This is a genomic window from Exiguobacterium sp. s11, from assembly GCF_018619015.1.
GTDB classification, from domain to species: Bacteria; Bacillota; Bacilli; order Exiguobacteriales; family Exiguobacteriaceae; genus Exiguobacterium_A; species Exiguobacterium_A indicum.
Map to the genome: position 1 here is coordinate 1241529 of NZ_JACSNF010000001.1, position 12566 is coordinate 1254094.

The following is a 12566-nucleotide window of genomic DNA, read 5'->3' on the forward strand; positions in this document are numbered from 1 at the left end:
TCCTATTTCATCGACTGTTTGACGATCAACGTTTTTCCGTTCGGTTCCTGTTTGACTTGTTCGACAGGCTCAAGGACGATTTTCATCTCGGATCCGAGCAACTTGCGCATCTCGTTCAAGAGGATCTGCTCGTGTTTTGGATGGAAACGCTTCGCATCTGGAATATACCGAAGTGTCACGTGATTGAGCGCGTGCTGCTCGACTTGGAGTCGCAAGACGGAGTTCGGAAGTTCTCGGGCAATCGTCGTGATATCCCCTTCGAACACCTTGCCCCTCTTTTCGCTGACGATATAACTCGTTCCCCGTCCATCGATCGAAGCGATGACTGGTCCGTTTAAGCCACAGCTACAGGTCTCGTCACTGAGCGTCATCCGGTCACCGATCCGGTAACGAATCAGTGGTGTGCCCCGTGTCGTAAAACACGTGACGACGACTTCTCCGTCCTCTCCATATGGTTCGATGATGCCCGTCTCATGATGGAGATGAAGTTTTCGATGACTGCATTCTGAGATGATTGGTGCGCCTTCTGAAGAACCATATTGATCGAAGACCGGTGCGTTGAAGGCTTCCTCGAGAACCGAGCGCATCTCCTCCGTCACCGTTTCCGATGTCGGGAAGATGGCGATCAGCGGGATATCCAGCTTTATATGATGCTTCAGCATATAGCGGGCGATTTCGACCATCGCTGTCGGTGTGCCGTCAAGTGCTTGCGGCTGGAATCGATTCAGCTCCTCGATGTAGGCCGGGAAATTCTCTTCCTTCATGTGAAAGATCGAGACGAGCAACTGATTGAGTGGTCGGTTCATCCGCCAGAAGATTGGTTTCTTTTGATCGACAGCTGTCAGCGTCCGTCCGGTGAAACTCGCTCGGCGCATTCCGGCGTGGAAACCATGACGTTCTTTGAAGTAATCGAGATGTGCCATCCGTTCCTGGACATCCTCGCGCATGAACGCCACTTGAAGTGACTTCCCGCTCGTCCCCCCCGTCCGCCCTCGAACCGGCGCATCGACGCGGGACATGAAGGCGTCATTGTTTTGACGAAGTGTTTCTTTTTCAAGGATTGGAATTGTCTTCAGTTGCTCGAGTGACGTGAACGGTAATTGGATATCATGTTCGTAAAAGAGTTGCGCGTAGTATGGCGTATGCGTTGCAACAAAAATGAGAAAGGCATTCAAGCGATCGAGTTGTTCCGCTTTATAATCTTGCGTCCGATCTTTTTTCCGGAGTTCCTTCATCTTCTGTTCATAGAGGGGACCGTATCGTTCTTGCATTAACTTCCGACCGTATAAGGAGGTCAGCCAATTTTGGATGAAGATTGGGGACCGATAGTAGAATTCCTCTTTAAGCGCCATCTTGAATTTCCTCCTTCAGCAAGTAGTGACTCTCGTACCAGTCGATGAATGCATTGACGCCCGCTTCGACCGTCGTCTGTGGACGGTAGCCGATCGTCTCGAACAGTGATGAGACGTCAGCAAAGCTTTCTGGAACATCGCCTGGTTGAAGCGGCATCCCGTTTTGGATTGCCGTCTTGCCAAGGCGCCGCTCAATCAAAGCAACGAATTCATTGAGACGAATCGGGCTGTGACTGCCGATGTTATAGACACGATACGGAACGTTACTGCGGTCCGGTAAGGGATTTGAGGCATCGAACGATTCATCGACTTCCGGTTCAGTCTGGAACAGGCGGTAGATGCTTTCGATGATGTCGTCGACGTAAGTGAAGTCCCGCCCCATCTCACCGTAGTTGTAGAGGTCGATTGGTTTGCCTTTCGCGATTGCTTCCGTGAACTTGAACAGTGCCATATCCGGGCGTCCCCAAGGACCATAGACGCTGAAGAAGCGAAGGCCTGTCGTCTTGATGCCGTAGAGACTGCTGTAGGTGTGTGCCATCAGTTCATTCGCTTTCTTTGAAGCGGCGTAAAGACTTAGCGGATGATCGACGGCATCCGTCGTCGCAAACGGCATCTTCGTATTCGATCCGTAGACGGAACTTGAGGAAGCGTAAATCAGTTGTTCGACTGGGTAATGCCGACACGCCTCAAGAATCGAGAGAAAGCCGACGATGTTTGACGTCATGTAGACGTCCGGTCGATCGATGCTATACCGTACCCCTGCTTGTGCTGCCAGGTGGAGAACGAGATCGATCGATTCCTGTTCGAAAATCTGCGCGACGGCTGCCGTCTCTTCGAGTGAAACCCGGTAAAACGTGTAGTTCGTTCCGAGTTCAGCGAGCCGGGCTTCTTTTAACGTCGGGTCGTAATAGTCGTTCACTTCATCGAGTCCGATGACTCGGTAACCCTCCCGGATGAAACGACGTGCGGCGTGAAATCCAATGAAGCCTGCGATACCAGTGATTAAGATCGTTTTATTCGGCACGGTGTTCGACCTCCTCGAAGTAGTGGCGCGCTTGCCAGCGCAAGTAGTGAACGGATGTGTAGACGATGAGTAACATCGGGAACAACTTATACCGGTGTCGGATGGCCGTTCCGACATTGCCGGTTCCAAGACCGAAGATGACGGCATTAAGTGCGAAGAGAAGGAAAAAGAAGAAGAGGACGCTGCCGAATGGATGCTGACGGATCAGTTTAAAGGACCGGACGATCGCAAAACAAGCGATGAAGTAGAAGACGGCGTCAAGGAAGAAAATCAAAATGTTCATGACGCTCGACCATTGCCACGGGAACGGTGAGAACAGGAAGTAAATCGTTCGAATCGGCGAGTAGAGAATCATGTCAGTTGGACCTGTCACCGTCAATCCGTTCAGATAAGCGGAGCCGCCACGGTCGTAACTCATCCCGCTGAACAACTGACCGTTTTCTGAGACGTGGGTGAACTTTGCAAACAAGACATCCTGGAAGCTGTAGACGATGAAGCCGACGATCAGTACTTGAAAGATTAGTCGCCGCACCTTCGTCGGTTCAAAATCCATTCGTCGTGTCTCATGGCTATAAAACGAGAAATAGACGAGTAAGACGATGATCCCGACAGCAAGTCCGGAGTGGAACATTGTACTAACGAAGTAGCCGAGATACGCGAGCGTCATATGCCATCCGGACTTCTCTTCCGTCCAGCGCACCATGTAGTAAAGTGTGTAGACGATGCCCAGAGCGACGATCTGGTCACGCAAGAGAATCGGTGAGAGCAACAATCCTTGTGGGAAAAATGCGAAGATCAGTGTAGCTACGAACACGTATCGTTCCGGTAAGCGTAACCGTTGTAGCGCCTTCGCTAGGATGACGACAGCGACAACACCGAGGATAACGTTCAAGAACTGAGCGAGGATTCGTTCAGGACCGAACATCAGGTAGAAGATTCCGAGAAACTTAGAATAGGTGCCACGAACGACATCATTGAAGGTCGACGGATCGGTGAAGATTTGGACACCTTCGAGATGAAAAGCTTCCGTATCGTCCCCACTGTGTGGCGGTAAACGGAACAGCTCGAGATCGATGAACATCAGGACCAGCCGGACGAAGAAAGCGGTGATGAAGACGAGAAAGAGTGGCGTCGTCTCTGCCTGACGGAGTAGATAATAGAGAAACAACACCGAGTTGATGAGCAGCAAGGCGGTCACGTAGGTGTCCGGGAAGAGCGACCGGGCGAATTGACAAACGAGCGCTTCGATGACGATGAGTAGTAGGATTGGTCGCATCTTCTTCCCTCCTTAGCTGCGTTGTTCGACGACGAGCGTGACGTCCCGTGGATACAAGGATCGATACAATGCTGGTAACAATAGGACGATCTGAGTAACGGCGCAGAGGGTGTAAGCGATCGTCGCACCGTATAGACCGTACAGCGGAATCAACAGGCTGCAGGCGATCAGGTTGACGACGACACTACCGAAGATCGAAATCGTCTGAATCCGAAATTGCTGGAAGCCGGTCAAGAGTGCCTGAATGACGGTCGAGTTGTAGAAAAAGAGTGAGGCGACCATCATCAAGACGAAAATCAAGTGGTATTGAACGAACGACGCGTTATAGAAAATCGTCAAGCCCCACTTGCCGAAGAAGATCGCTCCGACAATCAACAGGATGCCGACGACGTTCGTCATCAGTAACATCGAGCGGGTCAGCTTGCGCAGTTCCGGTAAACTTTGACGTTCACCCGTCTCAGACGAGAAGTTCGGTAGTAAGACGGCGATCAAGGAGTGGATGAACAGACTGCCAAGTACGAGTAGATAGGCGATGCTGGCGTAGTAACCGAGCTCTTCCGTTCCGATTGCGTGACCGACGAACAATCGTGGAATGTTTGCGTTCAAGGCGATCAGGAGAGCGACGAAGCCGAGTGGCATCGCTTTAAGGAACAGCTCCTTGCCTGACCGGTACCGTAAGTCGAGCGCTTGATTGTCAAAGCCGCGACCAATGCGACGAATTGTCGGTAAATCGTATGCGAGTAGCATGATCAAGTTTCCAGCGATCAAGGCGAGTACGAATCCATGGATTGAATGGGTCGTAAAGAGGACGAGTGCTGCGCCCGAGACGTTCAAGAGACTCCGGAAGATTTTCGAGACGGCGACTTCCTTGAAGGCAGTGTGTCCTTGCAAGAAACCGTAAGCGAGATCAGCGAACGATTCCATGTACTTATTCAGGTAGACAAGCAGTGTCAGGAGTAAAATGTCCGCTTCACCGAAGAAATAATAGACCCCAAGGAGGACGAACACACCTGCCGAGAGGAGTGAAAAACGAGTCTTGATGAAGAGCCAGAAGTTCGTCAGTCCAGCCCGTTCTGCCGTCAGGATCGTACTGGCGTTCAGCCAACAGAACATGACGATCGGTGCGGTGATGGCAAGGGCGTAGTTGAAATAACCGATGTTGAGCGGTGTACTCCATTTGATCAGGAGCGTCAAAATCATCCATTGATGAAGCGAATACGCCGTATCGGCAATGAAGATGAGATTGAAGCGGGACAGCCGGGCCGTTTTCATCGTTTCCCCTCCTCTCTATTTGCGAGCGATCCGCATCGTCGGTGCGACCGGGTCGGCATCGGTTTCGTTCGTGACGTCTAACAAATACTGGCGGAGTACCTCGTCCTGACCGAGCGCTTGGGCGATCTCACGCAGGTACGGGTCGACGGATCCAAAAGGTCGTGTCTTACCGACAAGAATCTTGTCGAAGACGAGTTCGTCATGCACTTCATCACGAGCGAGCAGTTCCTCGTAGAGTTTCTCGCCTTTTCGAATGCCGCTGTAGACGATTGGAATCTGCTCTTCCGTGAATCCACTCAAGTGAATCAAGTTCTTCGCGAGTGTCGTGATGTGGACCGGTTCACCCATATCGAGGACGAACACTTCGCCACCTTTTGCGAGGACACTCGCTTGGATGACGAGACGACTCGCTTCCGGGATTGTCATGAAGTAGCGCGTCATCCGGGGATCGGTGATCGTGATCGGTCCGCCTTTCGCGATTTGTTCTTTGAAGAGTGGAATGACGGAACCGCGGCTCCCGAGGACGTTGCCGAACCGGACGACGGCGAACGTCGTCTCGCTGTTACGCGCCATCTGCTGGATGACCATCTCGGCGATTCGTTTCGTCGCCCCCATCACACTCGTCGGATTGACGGCCTTATCGGTCGAAATCATGACGAAGCGTTTGACACCAGCCGCTTCCGCCGCTCGAGCGACGTTGCGTGTTCCATAGATGTTGTTCTTGACGGCTTCGCTTGGGTTATCCTCCATTAGCGGCACGTGCTTGTGGGCTGCCGCGTGATAGACGAGATCCGGTTCGAACCGTCGCATGACTTCAAGCATCCGATCACTGTCTTGCACATCGGCGATGACGGATTCGAACTGGATGTCCCGACTGAGACACTCGAGTTCCCGGCGGATCAGATAGATGCTATTTTCGCCGTGTCCGAGAAGGATGAGCCGTTCAGGACGGAAGCGAATCAGTTGCCTGCAAATTTCGGAACCGATCGAACCACCAGCACCGGTGACGAGGACGGTCGCGCTATGAACGCTTCGTTCGATTTCCGTAATATCGAGTTCGACCGGTTCGCGACCGAGTAAGTCAGCGATCGAGACTTCACGAATTTGTTTGATCGAGACCTTTCCGGACGCCAGTTCGACGAGCATCGGTAACGTATGCGCTTCGACTTGGGTTTGTTTAATCCGGTTCAGCAATTCAACCCGCTGCGGATACGGTAACGATGGGATCGCGAGAACGACTGCTTCAATCTTTTGTTCCTCGATGATGCATTCGAGTTGGTCGATTGCTCCGATGACGGGAACACCGTGAATCCGCATCCCGCGTAGTTCGAGCGAATCATCCAGTAATCCAACGACGTTTAAGATATGCGATTTCTTTTGTTTCAGCTCTTTTGTGATCATCTGACCGGAAGCACCGGCACCGATGATCAGCGTTCGTTTGCCGAGCGTCTTATTGTCAGGGACGAGTCTTAAGCTACGTCCACGAATCAACAACCGGACGAATAAGATACCGTTCAAGACGAGTCCGGTCTGCAAGAAGATCGCTCGTTCGACCGCGAAGTCGAACAACGCGTATTCAAGACCAAGTAAGACGAAACTGCTGGCGAGAACGACGACGAGGAGAACGGCGAGATCACGAAGACTCGCGTAACGCCAGATGATTTGATAGAAGCGCATCCAGTGTGCAACGAACGTAAGGGCGACCCACTGGATGAGAGCGATTTCGAGTGCATCCTGCAACTCGAAGTTGACGGTGAGATGGAGCGGATTAAAGAAGTAGAACGTAACGACAGTCGCGAGTGCGATGATTCCGGCGTCGATCAGGCGAAGGAGTCCGATCTTCAACTGCCGACGGTACGGGGTGAGCGGGGAATGCTGCATGACGGTGTCTCCTCTCCTCTCTCATGAATGGGTGCGGGGAATTGCTTTCGGATAACTATCAGTGGATTCACGTGTCGCTTCCTTTTTGCTTAACGAGCGAGAATAGACGATCAGGAGTCCGAGCATCAGACCAAGAACGCCACCGATCCCTGTATTCATCAGAATGTTCGGTGATACGGGGTTCGTTGGAATCCGTGCACTCGAGAACACTTCCGTCTTACTCGTGTTAATCAGTTGCGGGAGATAGTCCTGGAAGACTTCCGTCATCGTGTTCGCTTGAATCGCTGCCTGCTCCGCCGAACGATCCGTGACGGATAAGGCGATGACTTGCGAATCGAGATTGCTCGAGACCGTCAGACGATCCGTCAAATCGAATAACCGCTTGTCGGTGACGTTCATCTTTTGGGCGACCTGATCGACGACCTCTGGGCTTCGTAAGATATCTTGATAGGTACTGACGAGTGTCGGCGTCGATGTCGCCTCAGCGTTCGCTTGAGGAACGACGAGGATGTAGGCCGTCGCCTCGTATGTCTTTGGAATGACATACATGCTGAGTGCATATCCAGCACCCGCGAAGAGAATCATGAAGAGTGCGAGTAGCCACCAGCCGCGTCGGAGCGTCGTCAAATGATCTCCGAAGGTTTTTCTTTGATGCATCGAGCTCACTGTTGTTCACCTCTTTCTGACTTGACCGAATGGATGGACATTGGTTGTATCTACACCTTATTTCCAATCGAATCCCAAAACAATTAGAGCTTGGTGGAAATGATTATATTTTTTTCGGTAGCTATCTCGCTTGCGCAACACTAGTTCACCGTATGAATTCATGTCACGAAAAAAACGCGATTCACGAAAAAATGATCACGTTTTTCTTAATCTTTTTTCATTTATCTGCATGATGTTTTGAAAGATAAGGGTAAATACCAATTTGATGATTAAAAAGTGTTCAAATCGGTAATAAGTCCTATATGAAGGGTGGATAGTCTTTAGAAATCATGTTAAAATCAGCCAATATACCCACATCGTTTGCCTTATCCATCCTAGTCGCTTGGATCATGCTCGATGCTTGGATTCGTCCCTTATCCTTCACGGACGAAGTGTTGCCGAAACAGTGGTCTCTTTGGTTGCTTCCGGTCTACATCGTTCTGTTCAGCGTCTGTTGGCTCATCTTACGACCGTTCTATCGCGCCAATCGGGCGAGAGGACATCAAATCGCACTAATTTTTCTGATTTATCTGACATTTCATATCGTTTTTTTCTTCTTTAACACGAATACGGATCGTATTCTTGCTTCGCTTTACCTCATCTCGACTTGGCTGTTCGTTGGCATCGTCTCTTCGCTCTCGCGTACATCAATCGAACAATGGCAACGGCTGTTGTGTCACTTTCTTTATGGACAAGCCGTCTTTCTCGCTTCCTATGCCCTCATCGTCTCATTTGGTTCAGAGTATGTTCCGGTCGAAAACCTGCAATGGCTTCGGATCGGTCCTTTGTCATTTCCTCAACTGTACGTCGGGGAACAAGGTTCATTCCTTCGCCTCGCTGGTCTGATGAACAATCCGAATACGCTTGCAGCATGGCTTGTTCCAGGCGGACTGTTTGCTTGGTTCTACTTGCTCAAACAGTTCCCGCGTCGGCAAAGCTTTCTGCACGTCGTCCTCCTCCTTCTCATCATCATCGCATTACTCAGAAGCGGTTCGCAGACAGGAATCTATTCTTTTCTCCTCCTTGCTCTGCTGACGAGTATTCGAATGGTTCCGGAAACGAGACAGCGGGTGCAGGTGACAGCGTGTTACGTAACGGGCAGCTTGATCCTCCTAGCTGTCTTTGCGTTTCAAGGACTGCTTCCCCGTTTGCTCAGTCTCAACGGACGATTGACGCTTTGGCAAGCCGGATGGCGCGCTTCCGCTGATTCGCTATGGGTCGGGCACGGAATCGGGAGTGCCCCACGCGGACTGGAGGAACAACTGAACGAACAAGTTCTCTATACGTTCCACAGTACACCGATCACTTATCTCTATGAATTTGGACTCATCGGTTGTTTGCTGTACGGTGCAGTCTTTCTGTATCTGTTCTATCGACTGTTTCGGATTCAGACAACGGATCTCGCGTTTCTCGCACTGTTGCTTGCAAGCTGGCTCGGACTACTTCAATTCACGGAAAGCATTCTCGTTAGACCGAGTGGATTTTATTTCATTTGGCTCAGCCTTCTCGCTTATACGTCGCTTCGTCGACTTCCACCTCACGACAGTACCCACACCTAGAGCACCTACATGAAAGGGGTATGACATCATGAAGAAATGGACAGAACAACAAGTCATCGATAGCCTAATCGAAGCTAGTATCGAATATCCCGCTCTCGACGCAAAGACGTATGCGCGCTGGTCGGTCGGAAAAGACATTCCATCGATCACGACGATCATCAATGTATTTGGCTCTTGGCGTGAAGCACTCCAAGCCGCTGGTCTCTCATCGATCCGTCCTTATTTCTCAGACGAAGAAATCCTTGCTTTCATCAAGGAAGCGTCAACGCGTCTTCATCCTTTCCATAGCAACAGCTACCGGGAGTGGGCAAAGGCGAAACATGGCCCCTCCTTGACATTGATCAACTTACGCTTCGGTTCTTGGTCACGTGCACTCGAAGAAGCACACATTGAAATGACACGTTCTATCTCGATGACAGAAGAACGTATTATCACGGCACTGCTCGAAGCTTCAGATGTCCTTCCACGTCTGACGACACAGACGTATGCGATTTGGGCACAAGAAAACGGACATCCGACAGTCGCGACGATTGCCCGTAAATACGGTTCATGGGCAGATGCCCTCGCTTGCCTCGACATCGCCCCGCCTCGCCGGAAATGGGTCGAAGAAGATGTCCTTGAAGCACTGCGGCAGGCACAAGAAGAGTTACCTTCGCTCAGCATCATTCATTACCGAAAATGGGCAGAAGGTCGCTCGGTTCCGAGTACTTCGACAATCAATGCTCTCATCGGTAGCTGGACCTCCGCCGTGCAATGCCTCAAGCGTGCACGCGTCTCTCTTTCCTGATCAGCCTCCTCTACCTAAAAGGAGTGACCCGGTCTCGACCGGATCACTCCTTTTTCGTGCGCTCATGGTTTTTTAATTTGCTCAAGCAGTGAGGCAGGCAGTAGCGTCACCGTGTCGTGCTTCAATAAATAGATGTCTTCCGCATATGCCCCGATGCGTCGGGGATTACGTTGTCCCTGTAGATTGTTTCGGATCGCTTTCGGAAAATTGACGCCGCATTCATAAGCATGCGGATACCCCCCACCGAATCGCGGATTGATCTCTGATAGGTAGAGCGTTCCGTCCACATCGAACAGGTCAAAATCAAGCGGTCCGACAAGACCGGTTCCATCTAAGACGTGCTCAACCAGTTCAAAGACATCATCACGTTTGACGGAACGACTCTTATCGGTTTCTCCTGCACGCATGACGAGTTTCTCCTTGATGAAGATATCGGTCACTTCATGCGTCAGCCAGTCGACATAGACATCGACACCGAGCTCTTGTCCTCTTAAGTATTCTTGAATCAATAAATCTGGATAGGTAGCGAATAATCCTTCGACGACCTCAAGTGAAGAAACCGCCTGGACATGGAGACTGGCACTCCCATTGCGTGGTTTGACGAAGACCGGGAACTGGACCTCCCCTTGCGCAAGTGCGCTCCGGAATGCTTCGAGCGTCACGTATGTCCGCGCATGCGCGATCCCTTCCGCGACACAATACGTATACATCGCGTACTTGTCGAAACAGAGACGACAGGCATCCATCGGTGAGACGAGGACCGTGACACCGATGGCTTCAAACCGTTCCGTCGCCGCTGCGAGTAACTCCAGTTCAGGATCAATCAATGACAAGAGCGCCGTCACCTGTTCGCGCTGGCACAATTCAAGTAAATGCTCGATATAATCCGGTGCATCGATCCGTGGTACGAGATAATGGCATTCCGTCATATAGAGACCCGGTGCGAGTGGACTACAATCCGCGGTACTGACATGACCGTTTGGCATCTCACGGACAAAATACTCGACCAGTTTCGTCCGACGACCAACGCTCGTCATCAATAAATGGGAAGTCTTCATAAGGCAGTCTCCTTCGTTAAAAGTGATGCCTGTTCTTTTCGTTCCGGAAGGAAAGACTTCCTGCTTGGCGTCGTACTTTTTTCCTATAGACGAGTAGATAACATCCGATTCCAATCAAGGCACCCGTTCCATCGAGTAAGGCATCTTGGATGAGACCTGTCCGGTCCCCTGTCAAAATCTGATGGAACTCATCAAAGACAGCAATCATGATTGCTAACGAATAGGCAAACAAGACGGCCAGTCCTGTCGTTAGGCGACGACGCGTCAAATCAATCAATCCCACACCTAACACAAGAAACGTTGAGACGTGCGCGGCTTTTCGAATGAAAAATTCAATGAAGCCACTCCGTCCGAGTGCAGCGACACTGACTTCTCCGTGATACGAGAAAGAAATGAAACGCAGATGATCGACGAATTCTAACGGAATGAAGCGCGATAACCCTGGTTTGATGGATTGTTCCTGGTACGGCATCGAACTTGAGATAAAGAGGACTAAGAGAACGGCAAGGACGACGTAGCCGGACCATGTAATTTTTTTCATGAAGACACTCCTTTTTTCACATACACCTTAGAATAGCATGTGATTTACCTCAGCATGACTATCGTTTTAAAAGCCAGATTTAGTATTTCACTATCTTTTTATTTCCTTATTCAAACGTTTTTTACATTTCAAAGGTTTCTCCCGTACGATAAGTGGTTAATTAGTACTATAAACGATGACCTGAGGAATAGGAGTGAAGCGCTATGAATCGCGCACTTGGAAAAAAAATCATGCAACTACGAAAACAGCACAAGTACACCCAAAAGCATCTAGCCGAAAAATGCGGTGAAACTGCGACGACGATTTCCGCATATGAACGCGGACAACGGATGCCAACTCCCCAATCCCTCGAACGCTTAGCACTTGCTTTAAATACAACAATCATTGATTTGATTGATCCAAAGCATGTTCAGCACCCATCTCTGAATGAATTCATACAACAAGCGCTCGAACCGACGAAACCTCTTGATTTGAAGCTCGTATTAGAGGATTTACTTGTTCACTTGAGTTTATCTAAAGAAATTTATTTCGATGGTAGACTGATCTCAACTACAGTTCGAGAAGAGATGGCGACTTCGATTGATCATGCGTTAAAACGCGGATCAGCATCGATCGAAGCCTAAAAAGAGAAAAGGCATGGGGCGTAATCGCTCCCATGCCTTTTCTTTGGATTAATCAGTTTTTACGACATGATCGATGTACAATTGATTTTCTTCATATGTTGCCTCCAACAGCCTTCGGAAAAAAGTGTTTTGTTTAGTTTTCTCCGAAACAAACACACGATCATATCGTTGATGTGTCTGTTTGAGAAGACTGAATTTTAGCGTTCGAAGTTCTGAAGAAAAAAACAATTGAATACCGTGATGTCCGAAAGCATCCATTGCTCTCGATTCTTCTAAGAAGTGAAAGGATTCGTCTGGAAACAAAGTCTCAATGAACGATAGACAGCTTTTTTGAAAGGTAGTTTCGTTCTGATTTTCCATGATGGTCCGGCTCCTCTTTCTCATGATGTACTTTGAATCGTAATACAAAACTTCTGTATCTCCATACCCTGCCTTTAGACCTATTCAAACTAAACTAGGAGATATATTTTTAATTTATTCTCCTCCTA

Annotated in this window: 12 protein-coding genes; 3 read left to right on the forward strand and 9 right to left on the reverse strand. The window is 49.9% G+C overall.

The window, feature by feature from the left end:
* Positions 1–2: 2 nt before the first annotated feature.
* From KNQ12_RS06595 to KNQ12_RS06620, 6 genes are read right to left on the reverse strand one after another with little or no spacing between them, the layout of a single operon-like run.
* A complete protein-coding gene (locus KNQ12_RS06595; protein WP_214746952.1) occupies positions 3–1352 on the reverse strand; it encodes a phenylacetate--CoA ligase family protein in 1350 nt (449 codons plus the stop codon).
* Positions 1342–2376 (reverse strand): NAD-dependent epimerase, encoded by a 1035-nt coding sequence (locus tag KNQ12_RS06600; RefSeq protein ID WP_214746955.1) that lies wholly within the window; start codon positions 2374–2376, stop codon positions 1342–1344. Before KNQ12_RS06600 ends, KNQ12_RS06595 begins: the two co-directional genes overlap by 11 nt.
* Positions 2366–3652 (reverse strand): hypothetical protein, encoded by a 1287-nt coding sequence (locus KNQ12_RS06605; protein ID WP_214746957.1) that lies wholly within the window; start codon positions 3650–3652, stop codon positions 2366–2368. The genes KNQ12_RS06600 and KNQ12_RS06605 overlap by 11 nt, the downstream gene beginning before the upstream one ends.
* Positions 3653–3664: 12 nt before the next feature.
* A complete protein-coding gene (locus tag KNQ12_RS06610; RefSeq protein WP_214746960.1) occupies positions 3665–4924 on the reverse strand; it encodes an oligosaccharide flippase family protein in 1260 nt (419 codons plus the stop codon).
* A 15-nt stretch (positions 4925–4939) separates the two neighbouring features.
* Positions 4940–6805, reverse strand: coding sequence for a polysaccharide biosynthesis protein (locus tag KNQ12_RS06615; RefSeq protein ID WP_023469400.1), 1866 nt, complete (start codon positions 6803–6805; stop codon positions 4940–4942).
* 21 nt (positions 6806–6826) lie between these two features.
* Complete coding sequence (locus KNQ12_RS06620; protein ID WP_235147600.1) at positions 6827–7462, reverse strand: YveK family protein; 636 nt, start codon at positions 7460–7462, stop codon at positions 6827–6829.
* Between the two features lie 338 nt (positions 7463–7800).
* On the opposite strand from KNQ12_RS06620, the gene KNQ12_RS06625 reads away from it, so the two are divergent.
* Positions 7801–9069: an O-antigen ligase family protein gene (locus KNQ12_RS06625; protein ID WP_214746963.1), complete on the forward strand. Its 1269-nt coding sequence runs from the start codon at positions 7801–7803 to the stop codon at positions 9067–9069.
* 28 nt (positions 9070–9097) lie between these two features.
* Positions 9098–9856, forward strand: coding sequence for a homing endonuclease associated repeat-containing protein (locus tag KNQ12_RS06630; RefSeq protein WP_214746966.1), 759 nt, complete (start codon positions 9098–9100; stop codon positions 9854–9856).
* 62 nt (positions 9857–9918) lie between these two features.
* Here KNQ12_RS06630 and KNQ12_RS06635 read toward each other — a convergent pair whose 3' ends face one another.
* Both KNQ12_RS06635 and KNQ12_RS06640 read right to left on the reverse strand, forming a co-directional pair.
* Positions 9919–10914 (reverse strand): ATP-grasp domain-containing protein, encoded by a 996-nt coding sequence (locus KNQ12_RS06635; RefSeq protein ID WP_214746969.1) that lies wholly within the window; start codon positions 10912–10914, stop codon positions 9919–9921.
* 16 nt (positions 10915–10930) lie between these two features.
* Positions 10931–11455 carry a VanZ family protein gene (locus tag KNQ12_RS06640; protein WP_214746972.1) on the reverse strand — a complete coding sequence of 175 codons (525 nt, stop codon included), beginning with the start codon at positions 11453–11455 and terminating at the stop codon, positions 10931–10933.
* A 203-nt stretch (positions 11456–11658) separates the two neighbouring features.
* Between KNQ12_RS06640 and KNQ12_RS06645 the strand changes: the two genes are divergently transcribed.
* Positions 11659–12078: a helix-turn-helix domain-containing protein gene (locus tag KNQ12_RS06645; RefSeq protein ID WP_023469406.1), complete on the forward strand. Its 420-nt coding sequence runs from the start codon at positions 11659–11661 to the stop codon at positions 12076–12078.
* Between the two features lie 48 nt (positions 12079–12126).
* Here KNQ12_RS06645 and KNQ12_RS06650 read toward each other — a convergent pair whose 3' ends face one another.
* Positions 12127–12438, reverse strand: coding sequence for a hypothetical protein (locus KNQ12_RS06650; protein WP_023469407.1), 312 nt, complete (start codon positions 12436–12438; stop codon positions 12127–12129).
* Positions 12439–12566: the final 128 nt, after the last annotated feature.